The organism is Stenotrophomonas sp. TWI1151, from assembly GCF_039673135.1.
Lineage (GTDB): Bacteria > Pseudomonadota > Gammaproteobacteria > Xanthomonadales > Xanthomonadaceae > Stenotrophomonas.
Genome location: NZ_JBDJLA010000011.1, coordinates 22,071 through 39,904, shown reverse-complemented (window position 1 = coordinate 39,904; position 17,834 = coordinate 22,071). Strand labels below are relative to the sequence as shown.

The 17,834-nt window shown below is 66.7% G+C and carries 17 protein-coding genes; 13 read left to right on the top strand and 4 right to left on the bottom strand.

Features of this window, described 5'->3' with window-relative positions:
• Nucleotides 1–47: 47 nt before the first annotated feature.
• Both ABE422_RS13620 and ABE422_RS13615 read left to right on the top strand, forming a co-directional pair.
• Entirely contained in the window at nucleotides 48–2,906 is a 2,859-nt protein-coding gene (locus tag ABE422_RS13620) for a TonB-dependent receptor (protein ID WP_313219649.1), read from the top strand.
• A 174-nt stretch (nucleotides 2,907–3,080) separates the two neighbouring features.
• Nucleotides 3,081–3,287: a hypothetical protein gene (locus tag ABE422_RS13615; RefSeq protein WP_313209165.1), complete on the top strand. Its 207-nt coding sequence runs from the start codon at nucleotides 3,081–3,083 to the stop codon at nucleotides 3,285–3,287.
• Nucleotides 3,288–3,343: 56 nt separating this feature from the next.
• On the opposite strand, the gene ABE422_RS13610 is transcribed toward ABE422_RS13615, so the two are convergent.
• A complete protein-coding gene (locus ABE422_RS13610; RefSeq protein WP_313209166.1) occupies nucleotides 3,344–4,462 on the bottom strand; it encodes an HDOD domain-containing protein in 1,119 nt (372 codons plus the stop codon).
• Between the two features lie 154 nt (nucleotides 4,463–4,616).
• Entirely contained in the window at nucleotides 4,617–5,153 is a 537-nt protein-coding gene (ppa, locus tag ABE422_RS13605; RefSeq protein ID WP_019183821.1) for an inorganic diphosphatase, read from the bottom strand.
• Between the two features lie 240 nt (nucleotides 5,154–5,393).
• Between ppa and ABE422_RS13600 the strand changes: the two genes are divergently transcribed.
• From ABE422_RS13600 to ABE422_RS13580, 5 genes are all read left to right on the top strand, one after another.
• A complete protein-coding gene (locus ABE422_RS13600; protein WP_313219650.1) occupies nucleotides 5,394–5,888 on the top strand; it encodes a hypothetical protein in 495 nt (164 codons plus the stop codon).
• A gap of 37 nt (nucleotides 5,889–5,925) precedes the next feature.
• Nucleotides 5,926–6,405, top strand: coding sequence for a hypothetical protein (locus ABE422_RS13595; RefSeq protein ID WP_346483152.1), 480 nt, complete (start codon nucleotides 5,926–5,928; stop codon nucleotides 6,403–6,405).
• A gap of 116 nt (nucleotides 6,406–6,521) precedes the next feature.
• Complete coding sequence (locus tag ABE422_RS13590) at nucleotides 6,522–7,022, top strand: sigma-70 family RNA polymerase sigma factor (protein ID WP_346483151.1); 501 nt, start codon at nucleotides 6,522–6,524, stop codon at nucleotides 7,020–7,022.
• A gap of 134 nt (nucleotides 7,023–7,156) precedes the next feature.
• Nucleotides 7,157–8,107: a FecR domain-containing protein gene (locus tag ABE422_RS13585; RefSeq protein WP_313209170.1), complete on the top strand. Its 951-nt coding sequence runs from the start codon at nucleotides 7,157–7,159 to the stop codon at nucleotides 8,105–8,107.
• A gap of 173 nt (nucleotides 8,108–8,280) precedes the next feature.
• Nucleotides 8,281–11,196 (top strand): TonB-dependent receptor, encoded by a 2,916-nt coding sequence (locus ABE422_RS13580; RefSeq protein WP_346483150.1) that lies wholly within the window; start codon nucleotides 8,281–8,283, stop codon nucleotides 11,194–11,196.
• 93 nt (nucleotides 11,197–11,289) lie between these two features.
• On the opposite strand, the gene ABE422_RS13575 is transcribed toward ABE422_RS13580, so the two are convergent.
• Nucleotides 11,290–11,547 (bottom strand): DUF2789 domain-containing protein, encoded by a 258-nt coding sequence (locus ABE422_RS13575; protein ID WP_259259230.1) that lies wholly within the window; start codon nucleotides 11,545–11,547, stop codon nucleotides 11,290–11,292.
• A gap of 165 nt (nucleotides 11,548–11,712) precedes the next feature.
• On the opposite strand from ABE422_RS13575, the gene ABE422_RS13570 reads away from it, so the two are divergent.
• From ABE422_RS13570 to ABE422_RS13550, 5 genes are all read left to right on the top strand, one after another.
• The gene (locus ABE422_RS13570; protein WP_313209172.1) at nucleotides 11,713–12,300 is read left to right on the top strand and encodes a biliverdin-producing heme oxygenase; all 588 of its coding nucleotides are present in this window, start codon (nucleotides 11,713–11,715) and stop codon (nucleotides 12,298–12,300) included.
• Nucleotides 12,301–12,349: 49 nt separating this feature from the next.
• A complete protein-coding gene (locus tag ABE422_RS13565; RefSeq protein ID WP_346482129.1) occupies nucleotides 12,350–12,742 on the top strand; it encodes a YbaN family protein in 393 nt (130 codons plus the stop codon).
• 111 nt (nucleotides 12,743–12,853) lie between these two features.
• The gene (gene exbB / locus ABE422_RS13560) at nucleotides 12,854–13,585 is read left to right on the top strand and encodes a tonB-system energizer ExbB (RefSeq protein ID WP_346483149.1); all 732 of its coding nucleotides are present in this window, start codon (nucleotides 12,854–12,856) and stop codon (nucleotides 13,583–13,585) included.
• 9 nt (nucleotides 13,586–13,594) lie between these two features.
• Nucleotides 13,595–14,020, top strand: coding sequence for a TonB system transport protein ExbD (gene exbD, locus ABE422_RS13555; protein ID WP_313209174.1), 426 nt, complete (start codon nucleotides 13,595–13,597; stop codon nucleotides 14,018–14,020).
• Entirely contained in the window at nucleotides 14,017–14,745 is a 729-nt protein-coding gene (locus ABE422_RS13550; RefSeq protein WP_346483148.1) for an energy transducer TonB, read from the top strand. Before exbD ends, ABE422_RS13550 begins: the two co-directional genes overlap by 4 nt.
• Before the next feature lie 60 nt (nucleotides 14,746–14,805).
• On the opposite strand, the gene ABE422_RS13545 is transcribed toward ABE422_RS13550, so the two are convergent.
• Nucleotides 14,806–16,833, bottom strand: coding sequence for a sodium-translocating pyrophosphatase (locus tag ABE422_RS13545; protein ID WP_313209176.1), 2,028 nt, complete (start codon nucleotides 16,831–16,833; stop codon nucleotides 14,806–14,808).
• A gap of 339 nt (nucleotides 16,834–17,172) precedes the next feature.
• On the opposite strand from ABE422_RS13545, the gene ABE422_RS13540 reads away from it, so the two are divergent.
• The gene (locus ABE422_RS13540) at nucleotides 17,173–17,676 is read left to right on the top strand and encodes a hypothetical protein (protein ID WP_346483147.1); all 504 of its coding nucleotides are present in this window, start codon (nucleotides 17,173–17,175) and stop codon (nucleotides 17,674–17,676) included.
• The last annotated feature ends 158 nt before the right edge of the window (nucleotides 17,677–17,834 follow it).

Sequence of the window (17,834 nt, the reverse complement as noted above, 5' to 3'; positions counted from 1 at the left end):
TTTCCGAGGCGTTTTTAACACGCTACTAACGTACCTCGGAGAGATAAATGAATTTTCGTACTCCCGCAGTGCGGCTGGGCCTTCTGCCCGCCGGCATTGCGCTTGCCCTGACGCCGGCCTTTGCTTCGGCGCAGGAAGCAAGCGGCACGACCGACCTGGACCGCATCCAGGTCACCGGCTCACGTATCCGTCAGGCCAGCACCGAGACCGCCCAGCCGGTGATCGCGCTGCAGCGCGCCGACATCGAGAAGCAGGGCTTCACCAGCGTCGCCGACATCGTCCAGAACCTGTCGGCCACCGGCTCGCCGGCCATCAGCCGCGCCGATGCGCTGTCCTCGGGTGAAGAAGTTGGCGGCCAGTACGTCGACCTGCGCAACCTCGGCCCGGAGCGCACGCTGGTGCTGCTCGACGGCAAGCGCATGGGCGTCAGCTCCGGCGGTTACACCGACCTCGCCTCGATCCCGACCTCGGTCGTGGAGCGCATCGAAGTCCTGACCGATGGCGCTTCGGCGATCTACGGTTCCGACGCGATCGCCGGCGTGGTGAACATCATCACCCGCAAGAACTTCGACGGTCTGGAAGCCAGCGTCTACAAGGGCCAGTACGGCCAGGGCGACGGCGACAAGACCACCTACAACTTCGTGTACGGCCAGACCGGCGATCGCGGTTCGATCACCCTTGGCGCCGAGTACAGCGAGGAAAAGCCGGTTCTGGCCAAGAACCGTCGCTACAGCGCCTCGGCCAACGGTTACCGCCATCCGGTCCCGACCGATGAGGACACCAACGGCTGGAGCGCGATCACCGAGAAGGGCGTGCTGGTTACCGATGATGGCAACTACGTCCTGAACCCGGGCGGCGCCTCGAACAACTTCGGCGATTACCACGATCTGGGCAACGCCGATCTGTCCAACCCGTCGCAGCAGATGTTCCTGTCGACCGGCATCAAGCGTCGTTCGGTCTTCTCCAACGGCCAGTTCGATTTCACCGACAACATCCGCGGTACCGCCAGCGTTCTGTACACCGAACGCGAAGCGCTCCAGCAGATCGCCGGCTACCCGTACCGTTCGGCTGCCTACGACACCCAGATGGACGCCAACAGCGTCTTCAACCCGCTCGATACCGACGTTGATTTCATGCGTCGTACGTGGGAAGTGCCGCGTCAGACCAAGTCCGAGCTCAACACCTTCCGCTTCAGCGGCGGTCTGGAAGGCTCGTTCGAGTTTGCCGACAAGTACTTCGACTGGGATGTGGGCTACGTCTACAACCGGAACAAGGGCGTCAAGACCGGCACCGGCAATCTGTTCATTCCGAACGTGAAGAATGCCGTGGGCCCGTCGTACCTGGATGCCAACGGTATTGCCCAGTGCGGTACTGCCGCGGCTCCGATCGCCGGCTGCACCCCGTGGAACCCGCTGCTGCCGTACGGCTCCACCGCCGACGGTTCGCTGTCCAACCCGGATCTGCAGAAGTACCTGTTCCTGCCGACCCACGACACCTCGCTGACCACCAGCAAGGTCTACAGCGCCAACCTGAGCGGCGCCATCGTGACCCTGCCGGCCGGCGACCTGTCCTTCGCGACCGGCTACGAGCACCGCGAAGAAGAAGCCGAGTACAACCCGGATGCGCTGCTGCAGTCGGGCCTGAGCACCGACCTGGCCGGTGCGCCGACCGCCGGTGGCTACAAGCTGGACGAGTTCTACCTGGAACTGAACGTGCCGATCCTCGCCGATCTGCCGTTCGCCAAGGAACTGTCGGTCGATATGGCCGGCCGTTACTCGGACTACAACACCTTCGGTGACACGTTCAACTCCAAGTTCGGCCTGAAGTGGAAGCCGATCGACGACCTGCTGGTCCGTGGCACCTATGCCACCGGCTTCCGTGCGCCGACCGTCGCCAACCTGTACGGTGGCACTTCGCAGAGCTTCGACAAGTACACCGACCCGTGCGACACCGCCTTCGGTGCAGCCGTGCGCAACCCCGACGTCGCTGCCCGTTGCGGCGGCGCGGTGCCGGCCAACTTCCGTCAGGAAGCGTCGGGTGGCATTGATGCCACCGGCCCGGGTGCACAGTCGAACTACCCGTACCTGTCCGGTTCCAATGATGGCCTGCTGCCGGAAACCTCCAAGACCTGGACCGTCGGCCTGGTCTACAGCCCGAACTTCGTGCAGGGCCTGGATGTCAGCCTGGACTGGTGGAAGATCCGCATCGACAACGTCATCGCGGCGGAGTCGGTCACCTCGATCCTCAACCAGTGCTACGTGCTGAACAACGCCAACGCCTGTGACCGTGTCACCCGTGACACCGACTCCGGTCAGGTCGTCGACGTGACCCGTACGCTGATCAACGGCGGCTACCAGGAAACCGCAGGTTACGACCTGGGTATCCGTTACCGTCTGCCGGAACTGTCCTTCGGCAATGTCGTCATCGACTGGAAGACCACCTATGTGGACTACCTCGAGTACAAGCGCGACAACGAAGCTGAAACCGCTGTCGAGCAGCACACTGGCTGGGGCACCGGCGATTGGGGCGGCAACTTCCGCGTGCGTTCCAACCTGAACATCGATTGGAGCCTGGGCAACTTCGGCGTCAACTGGGGCATGCGTTACTACTCCGGCCTGAAGGAAGAGTGCGCCTACGATCGCGAAGGCGGCCCGGAGTGCAACAACCCGAGCTACTCGTCGGCCTATACGCTGGCGATCCCGGTGCGCAACACCGGTTCGAACACGTTCCATGACCTGCAGGTGCGTTACACCACCCCGTGGGATGCCACCATCTCGGCGGGCGCGAACAACGTGTTCAACCACGAAGGCCCGGTGATGTACAGCCAGCCGAACTCGAGCTTCTCCTACTACGGCGGCTTCGACATCGGTCGGTTCTACTACCTGAAGTACACCCAGCGCTTCTGATCCATCGAAGCAATGGCGTAAAAAGAAAGGAGGGCGGGCCGCAAGGTCCGCCCTCCTTGCGTTGTGGGGTAAGGAAAGTCTGAGTTTCAGCGAAAGGTGATCCGCCTCACGTTTCGGGCGTAAATTCAGTTGATACCGTCAATCGGTCCAATCGTGGACGATTGAGAGATCGATATGAAAATGACGCTCGCTCAGAAGATTTCCGCTGTACTGCTTGCCTCCCTGGCGACCGCGGCCAGTGCATCGCCCGGCTTGATCGTCTGCGCAGGAGGGCGTTACTGCCAAGAGGTCCGCATCGAATGCCTCGCCGACGGTGGCTCCGCCGCCATGTGCGAGCGCCTGTGGCGCTTGTGCGTGCTGGACGCCTGTCCGCAGCGCTGAAACGACGATGGCGCGCCACAGGGCGCGCCATCCTTTGAGAACGCTTTACCCCGCACTCAGGCGTCGCTGGCGACCAGCCCCATCAGTGCGTTGGCGTGATCGCGCCACTGCGGGAGCTTGTTGAGCACGCCGGCCCGCTGCAGATACTCCTCGTCCACCGGATCGCCATTGATCAGCGCCAGTGCTACATGCACCGCACCGGTCACCCAGAAACTGCGGGTGTTCGAGCGCTGCGGCTGCAGGTGGAAGGCCACCGCCTCGATGATCGGCATCGGCAGGCCCCACAGCCCCAGCAGGTAGGCGCCTGCCTCGGCGTGACCCGGGCGATTCTCTGCCGGGTCTTCGGCGGTGCGTTCGTTGCGTACGCCCGGCAGCAGCAGGCCGATGTCGGCCAGCAGGGCCGCGGTGGCGCCCAGTTCGGCGCTGGACTCCGGCAGCAGCTTGGCGGCCAGGCGGGAGGCCAGCAGCGCACGCTGTTGCAGCGAGTTGCGCTCGGCACCGGACAGCGGCTGCGCGGAAAACACTTCGCTGGCCAGGACCAGATCACGCAGGGTCGACAGCCCCAGGCGGGTCACGGCGGTGCGCAGGTCGGAAATGATCCGGCCATTGTTGAAGAATGCCGAGTTGGACAGCTGCAGCACCTTGGCTGCGATGGCCGGGTCGGCCGCGACCAGCTTGGCCACGTCGGCGGTGTTGGTATCGTCGTCGTGCTCAAGCGCCTGGGTCAGGGTCAGGTACAGATGCGGCGGGGAGGGCAGCTTCTCGATCCGGCCGATGGCGCTGCGCAGGCGCGCGCTGTCCAGCAGTTCGCGCAGCTCTTCCAGGCTGGTCAGGGCTTCGAGCAGGACCTCCGGGGCCAGCGGCATCGGCAGGAAGCGATGGGCCACGCCGATCAGGCGCGCCGGCGGCGGGCGGTTGCCATGCTCGGCATCCACCAGCGCGATCCGGATGGTTTCAGGGCGCAGCGTGCGGATCTGGCCGAGCAGTGTCGTAGCGTTGAGATCGGGCAACTGCGGGCACACGATCACCGCATCCACCGGCGAGCCGGCAACGATGCCCATGGCGCTCTGGCCATCGGTCGCGGTCAGCGGTTGCCACTCTTCCCCAAGATCGGCAATGAATTCCAACAGCTCAGCCGACAGGCTGGCTTCGTCCCCAACAAGCAGAATGCGCACGACACGGTCCCCTGGCTGACCACGGTGAAACGCACCGTGGACGGTGTGAAGAGACGCAATGTACCCAATCCGGCACGAATAGTGATGTGCCGCATTGAAAAAACGTGATGCGCATCGCTCCGGCAACGGTGTGCCGGAGCGACGCCGGTCAGTCTCAGGCGATGTTGCCGAGGTAGCGCTGGTGCGCTTCGACCAGGATCTTCTTGGCTTCGGCGGCGCCGCCCCAGCCATCGAGCTTGACCCACTTGCCCTTTTCCAGGTCCTTGTAGTGCTCGAAGAAGTGGCCGATGCGCTCCAGCCAGTGGCTGGACACCTGCTCGATGTCCTCGACGTGGGCATAGCCACTGAACACCTTGGAGATCGGCACGGCCAGGATCTTCTCGTCGCTGCCGGCTTCATCGCTCATCTTGAGCACGCCGACCGGACGGCAACGCACCACCGAGCCCGGGACCAGCGGCAGCGGCAGCACCACCAGCACGTCGGCCGGATCGCCATCACCGCACAGGGTGCTCGGCACGTAGCCGTAGTTGCACGGGTAGCGCATCGGGGTGGAGAGGATGCGGTCGACGAAGATCGCGCCGGTTTCCTTGTCCACTTCGTACTTCACCGGCTCGGAATCCTTCGGGATTTCGATGATGACGTTGATTTCTTCCGGCGGGTTCTTGCCCGGCGAAACGAGTTCCAGACCCATGGGTGTGCTCCAGCTGAGAGGGGGTACGGCGCAAAGTCCGCCATTTTAGGCCCATTGGCGGCCAGCGTGCAGCGCGACGGCGGCGCGGATGGGGCGCTGCACCCGAAAGGGGGCGTCCGCTGGGTGGGGGCTTGGCCACATCGGCCTGCCGGGAACCCCGACCGTTCATCGGGATGGCGCCTGATGTCGGGAACCAGAGCGCATGAGGATCATGCAGCTCTACCCGCCAGGAGCATGCCGATGACACTGACCCGCCTGATGGCCCGCACGCTGCTCCCCTTCTCGCTGGTGGCCAGCGCGGGTGTCCAGCCCGCCGATGCCCACCCGGGAAGGTATGTCGACCTGGTCGACTACCCGGACAAAGAGGCCAACTGGGACCGTTTCTACGCGCTGCAGGACCACCTGGGCGCCGAGTTCCATGACCTGTGCGGGGATACCTACTGCGAAGGGGCGTACAGCAACCACGTGCTGCTGCAGTTCCGATGCTCGGTGTGGCGGGCGACGGGGACGGTACACGCGTGCGCGCTGGTCGTCGGCGCCGGCAACCTCGATGTGGACACCCCGACGGGCCGGGTTCTGCCTGACAGCCGTGCCTGGGTCTGCGCCGCCCCATTGGGCGCCGATACGCCGGTGGAGATGCTGCAGGCAGCGCTTGAGCGCCGGGGGGCCTTGCTCCGGCCCTTGCCAGGCTCGTTCTTCTCGCTGCATGACGCCTTGTCTGATTGCCTGAACTGATCGCCCGGCATTGGATGCCATCTACAGGAGAACACTCATGCGTACGGCTATCGCCGGTGTAGTGCTGTTGGTTACTGCCTGGGGCGCTGCTGCCGTGGAGGCCAACGGCGGACGCGCGTATGTCGATGCGCGGCTGTATCCGAACCAGACGGCGGGCTGGGAGCGCTTCCGGGCGGCGGAGGCACGCCTGGTGCGCGGCTTCGATCAGGTCTGTGGCGATACCTTCTGCGAGGGGGAATACCACAACCTGCAGGCGCTTCGTTTCCGCTGCTCGGTGGACGCGGCTACCGGCCACGTCGGCGAGTGTCTGTGGACGTTTACGGGCAGTACGGCCCGTGTAGACATGAGGAGCGGCCGGATACAGGTGGATGCGCAGACCTGGGCGTGCCGGTTGCCGTTGGCTGGCAACACGCCGTTGTCCGATCTGCTGGGTACGCTGGAAGGCGAGGATCCACTCCATGCGCCGTTGCCTGGTACCCGCGACAGCATTTATGAGGGTCTGACCGTCTGTCTGTGAGCCAGGGGCTGTCGCCATGACGGCTGCGCCAAACGTGACTGATTCTCATTTGCGGAGTAACATGCCGCGCCTTACGGGTTGCCGTGTCCCTGCGGTCCCGCTTCGTGCATCGGCCCATGTCCACCAACGCCACTACCCTGACCGAGCTGTTGATCCGCGAACGCCCGGCGCTGCTGCGTCTGGTGCAGCGCATTCTGGGCAGCGACAGCGGCGCAGAGGATGTGATCCAGTCCATCTGGTTCAAGGCCCGGGGCGTGGACAGCGGGCAACCGATCAGCAACCCGCGTGCCTATCTGTACCGGCTGGCCGCCAACCTGGCGACCGATCATGGCCGTGAGCGCACGCGCCGCACGCGCCTGTTGGCCGAGCACTACCTGTGGGGCCCGGAGGAGGCGCTCTCGACCGAAGAGCAGGCGATGGCGCAGGACGAACTGCAGCGCGTGCTGGACGCGGCCGAGCACCTGCCCGAGCCGACCCGCACCATCTTCCGCCTCAACCGCCTGCAGCGCATGACCCAGGTGGACGTCGCCAAACGCCAGGGCGTGTCCGTGACGACCGTGGAAAACCACGTGCGCACTGCACTGCAGCGATTGGCCTGGGCGCGCACCGGGCGCTGAGCGGCACCCGCTGGGCTTGGGGAAGCCCGTTTCCCATCCGTCTTGATCATAATGCCGTCCCTTCCGGCCTCTTCTTCGTCCGCGCGTGATCGCGCGATCCACCGCCAGCCATGAGCCCGCCCCAACAGCCTCCGATGTCCCGACCTTTGCCGCCATCCGACCCTGCTGCCGTCCAGGCCCGTGCCTGGATTGCCTGGCTGGCGTCCGGCGCGGTCGAGCCGGTGCAGATGCAGGCCTTCGAGCAGTGGCTGGCCGAGCCGGACAATCGCCGCACCTTCGAATACGAGCGCCAGCTGTGGCGCAGCCTCGGGCCGCGACCGGTACCCGCGGCGGCGGCAACACGGTCACGGCGTCGGCCGCGGTGGCCGCTGGTCGGGGCGGCAACCGCGGCGGCGCTCGCGCTGGCGTGGATGGCACCGGAGGCGTGGCTGCGGCTGCAGGCCGATCACCGCAGCGGGACGGGCATCCAGGCCGTGGCGCTGCCCGATGGCAGCCGCGCCGTGCTCGATGCCGACAGTGCCATCGCGGTCCGGTACGACGGGCAGGTGCGCCGCATCGCGCTGTTGCGCGGGCACGCCTGGTTCCAGGTGACGCCCGATCCGGCGCGTCCGTTCCAGGTGGAGGCGCAGGGCGGTGTGATCGAAGACATCTCCACGGCGTTCGCGGTCGCCAGAGAAGACGATCACGTGGAAACGAGGGTCGAACAGGGCCGGGTCCGGGTCGCAGCGGCCGATCGGGCGGGCTGGACGTATCTCGACGCGGGGCAGCGCGCGCGCTTTGCACCGGGCGGGCGGGTCACGCGGGAGCAGGACGTCGCCCTTGACCGCATCGCCGCATGGCGCGAGGGCGAACTGCTGCTCGAGGCGACCGGGGTCGAGGATGCGGTGCGGCGCATCGCGCGCTATCGCGCTGGCGCCACCTTCGTGCGTGGCGATCTGTCGGCTCTGCCCGCCGTCAACGCCGCCTTCCGCATCGACCGGCCCGAACAGGCACTGGACGCGCTGGCGGTCAGCGCTGGCTTGAGCGTCACCCGGCTGCCGATGGGGGTGGCGATCGTGGCACCGGCCAGCATCACGGCGGAGTAGCGCCGCGAATCCGCCGTCGTGGCATCACGCACACGCACCGGTCTTGGGGCTGTGCCCGGTTCGTTCGTCTTACTCGGCACAACGTACCCGCCGCCGCCACGTACGTCCGCTGCATCCGCACCCGTGTGCGGGTGACCCGCCTCTGCGGCACTGATCTTCTGACAGGTTTTTCCATGCGCATCTCCACCCGCGCGGGCCATCGTCCGCGCCCGTCACGTCTCTGCATCGCTCTGCTCACGGCTGGCCTGGCGGCTGCGCCCGGCCTGCCGGCATTCGCCCAATCCAGCGCGGCACCCGCTGCGGCAACGCTGCGGTTCGACATTCCCGCCCAGCCGCTGTCCGATGCGCTGCGCACCTACATGCGCCAGTCCGGTGTGCAGGTCGCCTATCCGGCCGCGCTGGCCGAAGGCGTGACCTCCACGGCGGTGGCCGGGCAGATGGATGTGCAGTCTGCCTTGCTGCGCCTGCTGCAGGGCAGCGGGCTGAGCCTGCGCCAGGTCGGGCCGGAAGCGGTCACGCTGGAGCGTGCCGTGGCGGCAGCCAACGACGATGGCCTGATCGTCACCGATGCGCTGAGCGTGGCCGGTAACCGCATCGAGGGCGGCGGCGATGCCGAGCGTGCGCTGGAGGTGTACCGCACGGCGGGTTCCAGTGCCTACATCGCGCGCGCCACCATCGAGCGCTTCCGCGGCACCTCCACCTCGGACATCGTCAAGGGCGTGGCCGGCGTCACCGCGGGCGATCCGCGTACCGCCAACGCGCTGGACGTGAACATCCGCGGCATCCAGGGCCAGAGCCGCATCCCGGTGATCATCGACGGTGGGCAGTCCACCATGGATACCTACCGTGGCTACGCGGGCCAGTCGCAGCGCACCTATCTCGATCCGGACCTGATCTCCAACATCACCATCACCAAGGGGCCGAGTCTGGGCGTCAATGCGTCCGGTGGCATCGGTGGCGTGGTCGAGATGGAAACGCTGAAGATCGACGACGTACTGCGTGATGGTCGCGATGCCGGGCTGCGCGTGCGCACCGGCATGGCCAATGCCAGCGCCAACAACGTACCCGCCTATGACGCCGCACCGCGTACCGACCGCAGCGCGCTGGGCAGCCAGTTCTTCAACATCGCCACGGCCAAGCAGTGGGATCGCGTCGACCTGGTCGCGGCGTACGCATGGCGCGAGAACGGCAACTACTTCTCGGGCAAGCACGGCTACGACGATTTCCCGCAGACGCGGCGCACCCTGGCGCCGTTGAATCCGCCGGATACCGAGGTGTTCAACACCTCCTCGCGCTCGGCGTCGTTCCTGCTCAAGGGCACCTGGCGCATCGACGACAACCAGACGCTGGAAGCCGGCTACCGCCGCTATGAAGGCACCGCCGGCGAAATCATGGCCTCGCAGATCATCCGCGTGGACCGCGACCGCGTGCCGCAGTGGGATCCGGGCCATGTGGACATGGATGCCTACAACCTGCGCTACCGCTTCAACCCGGACAATGAGCTGATCGATCTGAAGGCCAACCTCTGGTACACCGACGCCGACAGCCTGATGTACAACGGCCTGACCGGCATCACTCCGTGGTACTTCGATCGCCGCACCGAGTGGTACGACGGCCCGTCGTTCAATACCGATCCGGGCTACAAGGACGCCTACCGCAATGAGCTGACCCAGACCCGGCTCGGCTTCGATGTGGGCAACACCACGCACCTGGATTCCGGCGCCGGGCTGTTCACGCTGGACTACGGCCTGTCCTTCAGCGATGAGGACGTCGGCCCCGGCCCGCATTCACCGGTCATGCACGACGACCTGGTCAACAACCGCTTCCTGCGCAACGCCGAGCGCAAGGAGTACAGCGCGGTGGCCTCGGTCAAATGGCAGCCGGACGAGCATTGGGAAGTGGTGGTCGGTGGCCGCTACAACCGCGTCAATGTGCACGACCGCAACCGCCTGGCCACGCCGGACAGCTACGGCGTGATCGGTCAGTATCGCTACACCCAGCTGCTGGACGGCAACCCGAACCTGCCGGCATGGCGCGCCAAGCGCATCGCCATGTTGAACTGGTATCCCGATGCCAACGGCCAGTTCACCGAGGCCTCGTTGCTGGCCTCCCCGTACGAGAAGGGGACGGTCGGTGACATCACCGGTTGGAACTTCTACGACGCCGATGACGCCGAAGACCTGCGCGTACCGGTCAGCTGGACCTGGTCGCAGCCGATCCGTCGCCGCGACAGTGCCTTCATGCCCAGCGCCAGCGTCGCCTACCGCTTTGACGAAGACACGATGGTGTACGTGAAGTACGCCGAAGGCGTGAAGCTGCCGAGCCTGTTCGAAACCACGCTGGGCCTGTTCACCGCGGCCAAGCCCACCGGTGAGCTCAAACCGGAGCGGGCAGGGACCTGGGAAATCGGCGCGAGCACGGTGCGCCACGGCCTGTTCACCGAGGGCGACCAGGCCGGGTTCAAGCTGGCCTACTTCAACACGCGCATCGATGATCTGATCACCCGCGATTACCGCACCCTGTCGGCCGGCCTGATCCGCAACGTGGACCGCTTCAAGGTCGCCGGCGTGGAGTTCCAGTCCAGTTATGACAGCGGCTCGGTGTTCGCCGATCTGTCCGCGCATTACTACCTCCAGGCCAAGACCTGTGCGCCGGACATTGCCGCCGAGCGCCGCGCCTACGGTATCCAGCGCAGGATCGAGGAACTGAAGAACACCCCGGACTGCGTGGATGGTGGCTTTGAAGGGTCCTACAGCAACACCCAGAACCCGCCGCGCTACAACGTCAACCTGACCCTGGGTTCGCGGCTGTTCGACCAGCGCCTGAGTTTTGGTACCCGGGTGATCCACAACGCCGGCCCGATCAGCGCGCTGGACAAGGAATGGAACGTCGGCCTGTCGGCGATCCAGCAGCTGTACCGCGCGGCGACCATCGTGGATCTGTTCGCCAGCTGGCAGGCCAGCGAGCAGTTCGCGGTGGACCTCAACGTGGACAATCTGACCGACCGCTACTACCTCGATCCGCTGGCGCTGGGCGTGATGCCCGCACCGGGCCGGACCGTGCGGCTGGCGCTGACCTACCGCTACTGATGTCCGGACACGACAGGGGCCGGCATTGCCGGCCCCTGCGTGCCTCCGGCCTGCACACAGGGTGCGCGGCCGGTATCGGCATCCGGCGATCGCTCAGCCGGCGTTGGCCTGTACGGTCGCATCGGCGTGCAGCGCTTCACTGAGCTCATCGACCACGATCGCCCACTCCGCATCCGAGCGCAGCTGCTCGGTCAGGAACTGGCGCTGCCCGTCGTTCCAGTAGGGCGCTTCGATCAGGCGGATCTCGTTGGACAGCTGGTGATCGCGGATGAAGGCGGCAATCGCTTCCTCGCTGGCGTCCAGGCCGAGCTGCAGGAACAGATTGGTCATGCGCGGTTCGGTGGTGATCATCGTGTCATTCCAGTGGCAGGGCGTGGTCCGTATTATCGGGGCAAGGCCGTGACGGTGGCATGTGACGGTCGCACCGCTGATCACGCGACAATGGGCTTGGGGTTGCCCCCGTGCCAGACGTCTTCAACAGAGAACCGTGCCCCACTTCCCCACCCAAGCAGTGCCATGATCGTCATCGATACTCCCGAAGCCACCCGCAGCCAACGTCTCAAGGCGGCCACCCGTGACAGCCACGGCGCGCTGGACAAGCGCATCATGGCCGGCGACATCTTCGCCAGCCGCGACCTGTTCGCAAAGTTCCTGCGCGTGCAGTACCGCTTCCACCGCGATATCGACGCGCTGTACGGCAACCCCGCGCTGGATGCACTGCTGCCCGATCTGGACGAGCGCCGCCGGCTGCCGCTGATCGCCCGCGACCTGTCCGACCTGGAACAGACCCTGCCGCTCCCGGCATCCACGTACCTGGATGGCGACCTGCCGCTGCCGGTCGCCCTGGGCTGGCTGTACGTCGCCGAAGGCTCCAACCTCGGTGGCACCGTGCTCTACAAGATGGCTGCCAGGCTGGGTCTGGACAGTGGTTTTGGCGCGCGCCATCTGGCCGCCCATCCCGATGGTGCTGCCCGCCACTGGCGCGAGTTCACCGCCGCGCTGGATGGTGTCGCGCTGACCGAGGTGCAGGAGCAGCAGGTGATCGATGCGGCCGATGCGGCGTTCCGCAGCGTGCACGGGCATGTCGAGGAAGAATTCGCATGACCGCTGCGCCTTCCAGGCGCGTCGCGCCGGGCCGCAACCGCCGCCAATGATGCGCTGGCTCTGGTTCGGCCTGGGCTGGATCATGGTGGCGCTGGGCGTCATCGGCGCACTGCTGCCGGTGATGCCGACCACGATCTTCCTGATCCTGGCCGTCGGCTGCTTCGCGCGCAGCTCGCCGACGTTCGAACGTCGGCTGCTCGAGCATCCTCGTTATGGTCCACCGCTGCGCCTGTGGCGCGAGCAGGGCGCGATCAGCCGCAAGGGCAAGGCCTTCGCCGGCGCCGGCATGGCGTTCGGCTTCGTCATGTTCTGCTGGGGCGCGCATCCGTCCTGGCCGCTGCTGGTGGGCGTCGGCCTGTTCTTTGCGGCCAGTGCGGCCTATGTGCTGTCACGGCCTGCGCCGCGGCCGTCGGCCACGGCCGACCGTCCGCCGGAGCGCTGAACGTGCTGTCTGCCCGGTACTGATTCCCACCGCCTAGCCCCGATACTCTTCGCCCCTTTCCTGCCTCCGGCGCTGCACGGTGCCGCGATGCCTCTGACTGATGACGTCCCCATGACCTTGCCCATCGCTCTTCCTGCCGCCGTGGCGGCACTGCCGCTTGACCTGACCCCCTGGGGCATGTACCAGGCCGCCGATGGCGTCGTGCAGACCGTGATGATCGGGCTGGCGCTCGCCTCGATCGCCACCTGGACGGTGCTGGTGGCCAAGACCTGGGAACTGGGCCGGCAACGCACGCGGCTGCGCCAGGCACGCGCGCTGCTGTTGCAGGCCGCACAGCTGCCGGTGCCGCAGACGCATCCGTTGCTGGACGACGGCGCAGCGCATGACCTGATCGACGCGGCCCGCACCGAGCTGCGCCTCTCGCAGGACGCGCAGGATCCGGTCGGGATCAAGGAGCGGGTCGCCTCTCGCCTGGAACGCATCGAACTGGCGCATGCACGCCAGCTGCGCACCGGGGTCGGCCTGCTCGCCAGCATCGGCGCGATCGCCCCGTTCGTCGGCCTGTTCGGCACGGTGTGGGGGATCATGAACAGTTTCATCGGCATCGCCCACGCCAACACCACCAATCTGGCCGTGGTCGCGCCGGGTATCGCAGAGGCGTTGCTGGCCACCGCGCTCGGCCTGGTCGCGGCGATTCCCGCCGTCGTGATCTACAACCACTTCACCCGTGTGCTGGCCGGTATCCGCGGGCTGCTCGGTGACCTCTCGGCCGGCGTGCAGCAACTGGTCTCGCGCGATCTGGACCGCCTCGGCAATGCGCCGGCCGTGCGCGACGCGCGCTGAGGACCGGCCATGGCCATCAAGACCGCCCGCCACGACGACGACGCACTGGAAGAAAGCCACGACATCAACGTCACCCCCTTTATCGACGTGATGCTGGTGCTGCTGATCATCTTCATGGTCGCCGCGCCGCTGGCCACGGTGGATACGCCGGTGGATCTGCCGGCCAGCACCGCGCAGCCGCAGCCACGCGATGCCGAACCGGTGTTCCTCTCGGTGCAGGCCGATCTGTCGCTGAGCGTCAACGATGTGCCGGTCGGCACTGACGGGCTGGATGCCACGCTGGAGCGGCTGACCGCTGGCGACCACGAACAGCGCATCTACCTGCGTGCCGATCAGAGCGTGCCCTATGGCGAGCTGATGCAGACCATGAACGCGCTGCGCGCGGCCGGGTATCGCAGGATCGCGCTGGTGGGCGTGGAGCAGCGCAGCGAATGAGCCGCGACACCGCCGCAATGCTGCGCTGGGTAGGCAGTCTGGCGCTGGTCCTTGCCGCGCATGCCGTGCTGATCGGCGGCGCGCTGTGGTGGCAGCAGCGAGCGCCGGTGCGGGTCAACGATACGCCGGTGGAAGCGGTGATGATGGAGTTGGCGCCGGTACCCGAGGCGCCGTCCGTACCGCCGAAAGAAATCCCACCCGGGCCGTTGCAGCAGGAACAGCATCGGCCCGAGCCGACGCCGGTGCCGAAGGTGGATCTGCCGCCGGACGACACCCCGGACGCGCAGGACGTCCTGCGTCGCCAGACACCGCGCGAAGCAGCGCCGACGGACCAGCACAACGTGGACCAGACGCTGGCGCCGCCGGCGGTGTCCGCACGGCCATCCGAGCGCTATGCCGCCACGCAGACGGTCGCCGGCCGCCAGGGCAGCGCGGCCGTGACCTGGCAGGGCCTGCTGCTGGGCCATCTGGAACAGTACCGCCGCTACCCGCGCCAGGCCGAGCGTCTGCGCCAGCAGGGTGTGGCCCATGTGCGCTTCTCGGTGGACCGGCAGGGCAACGCCTCCAACATCCGGCTGGGCCAGAGCAGCGGCCATCCGCTGCTGGACGAGGAAACGTTGGCCACGGTGCGGCGCGGCAGCCCGTTGCCGCCACCGCCAGCGGAGATCACCGGCGACCCGGTGGAGGTGATGGTGCCGGTGACGTTCTTTCTCCGGCGGCGCTGAAGCGGGTGTCACACGCGCGGCACGGACGCGCTGGCATGAGGCCAGCGCGTCCGTCCTGCCTCAGAGCAGTGGCACCAGCAGCAATGCCACGATGTTGATGATCTTGATCAGCGGGTTGATCGCCGGGCCGGCGGTGTCCTTGTAGGGATCACCGACGGTATCGCCGGTGACCGCGGCCTTGTGTGCCTCGCTGCCCTTGCCGCCGAAGTGGCCATCCTCGATGTACTTCTTGGCGTTGTCCCACGCACCGCCGCCGGTGGTCATCGAGATCGCCACGAACAGGCCGGTGACGATGGTACCGATCAGCAGGCCGCCGAGTGCGCGCGGCCCGAGCAGCAGGCCGACCACCACCGGCACCGCGACCGGCAGCAATGACGGGATGATCATTTCGCGGATCGCCGAGCGGGTCAGCAGGTCCACCGCGCGGTCGTACTGCGGTTTGCCGGTGCCGTCCATGATCCCGGGAATCTCGCGGAACTGGCGGCGTACTTCCTCCACCACCGCGCCCGCCGCACGACCCACCGCTTCCATCGCCATCGCGCCGAACAGATAGGGAATCAGGCCGCCGATCAGCAGGCCGATGATCACCTCATGGTTGGACAGGTCGAAGGCGAAGACCTCGCCGGGATTGGCGGCCTGCAGGTTGTGCGTGTAGTCGGCGAACAGCACCAGCGCGGCCAGCGCGGCCGAGCCGATCGCGTAGCCCTTGGTCACCGCCTTGGTGGTGTTGCCGACGGCATCGAGGGGATCGGTGATGTCGCGGATTTCCGGCGGCAGTTCGGCCATCTCGGCGATGCCGCCGGCGTTGTCGGTGATCGGACCGTAAGCGTCCAGCGCCACGATCATGCCGGCCATCGAGAGCATCGCGGTCGCGGCGATGGCGATGCCGTACAGGCCACCAAAGTAGTGCGCCAGCCAGATTGCCACGCACACCGCGATCACCGGCAGGGCGGTGGACTTCATCGAGACACCAAGGCCGGCGATGATGTTGGTGCCGTGCCCGGTGGTGGAGGCCTGCGCCACGTGCTGCACCGGTTTGTACTGGGTGCCGGTGTAGTACTCGGTGATCCACACGATCAGCCCGGTCAGCACCAGCCCGATCAAGGCGCAGAAATACAGGTTCAGCGCACCGTGCGCGTTGTCGGGCATCAGCTGGGTGGTGATCGGATAGAACGCGATGGCGGCCAGGACACCGGACACGATCACGCCCTTGTACAGCGCGCCCATGATCGAGCCACCGGGCTTCACCTTGACGAACAGCGCGCCGACGATGGAGGCAATGATCGATACGCCGCCCAGCACCAGCGGATACAGCACCGCATTCGCACCGGCCTCGGCGATCATCAGGTTGCCGAGCAGCATCGTGGCGATCACGGTGACGGCGTAGGTTTCAAACAGGTCGGCGGCCATGCCGGCACAGTCGCCGACGTTGTCGCCCACGTTGTCGGCGATCACCGCCGGGTTGCGCGGGTCATCCTCGGGGATGCCGGCTTCGACCTTGCCGACCAGGTCCGCGCCGACATCGGCGCCCTTTGTGAAGATGCCACCGCCCAGCCGCGCGAAGATCGAGATCAGCGACGAGCCGAACGCCAGCCCGACCAGGGCGTGCAGCGTCTGCGCCACATCCAGCCCGAGTCGCAGCAGCAGCGCGTAGTAGCCAGCCACGCCCAGCAGGCCCAGCCCGACCACCAGCATGCCGGTGATCGCACCGCCGCGGAAGGCCACATCCATGGCCGCACTCAGGCCGTTGCGGGCAGCCTCGGCCGTGCGCACGTTGGCACGCACCGAAACGTTCATGCCGATGTAGCCGGCCGCGCCGGACAGCACGGCACCGATCGCGAAGCCGATCGCGGTGTACCAGCTGAGGAAGAGGCCAACCAGCACGAACAGCACGGCACCGGCGATGGCGATGGTCAGGTATTGACGGTTGAGATAGGCGCGCGCGCCTTCCTGGATGGCGGCGGCGATTTCCTGCATGCGGGCATTGCCAGCCGGTTGCCGGAGGATCCAGCGTGCCGACACGATGCCGTAGAGAATCGCGAGGATGGCGCAGAACAGCGCCAGAGAAAGCCCGTAACGTTCCAGCATGTCCCCTCCCGGGTGATGGAATGACATCCAGTGAACGGATGAACGTCTCCACGCGGGGGCACAACAGGCTGCAACCATGAACCAACCCGTTCAGACCGTGCCGGTCTTCAAGCGTGTGGCGGTGTTCAGCAATCCCTGGTGGCCGGAGTATGCGGGTAAATCCTCGATGCATGCCAGCAAGGATTTCAAACTGCGCGTGCGTGCCCGGATCGCCAACGATGGAGGTAGTGCCGGCCGCTGGCCGGCAACCGCGCAGATCCGGACGAAGGGCCGCCTTTGCCACGCCGTTCAGCCATCCACTGGCAGCCTCGGCCCATCCCCCGCCGTTGGAGTCCTGCCATGTCCCCCCGTCATCTGTTGTGGCTGGCCCTGTTGCCCGCCGTGTCCGCCTTCGCCGCCGAAACCCCCGAGCTGCAGCGCGCCGCCGGCACACCGCAGGCGGTACTCGCGGCCCACACGCTGCGCCAGATTCCCGAAGCCTGCGCACGGCTGGAAGGCGTGTTCACCGGCGAGGCGGCACAGCCGTACAAATTCGCCGTGGTCCGCACCAGCGAGCAGTGCCAGCCGCGTGCCCGCTTCGTCGATTACGAGAAGGCGCAGCCCAGCGAAGCCAAGGGCTGGAAGCTCAATGATGTGATCCGCGTGCCGAATGCCTCCTGCCCGGCGCAGCAGGCGGTGGTGCGCGTGTGGCGGATGCCGGTTACCACCAAGCCGGAACTCGATGGGCAGGGCCAGTCGCGCATCTACCTGGAAGACGCCAAGAAGCAGGCGGCTGCCGGCAAGATCGCCCAGGTGCCGATGTTCGCCGCGCAGATGAAGGTCGAGGGCAAGGCCTGCAACTGACGCCCCGTAACGGCGGGTAGTGCCGGCCGCTGGCCGGCTCCACGCGGACCGTCAGATGCGCGATGAAACCGGCCGCTGGCCGGCGCCCAGGACGCTCCCGGACGCCGCGATGCCGGCCAGCGGCCGGCACTACCTGAGCGCCGGACAGCCCGACGATG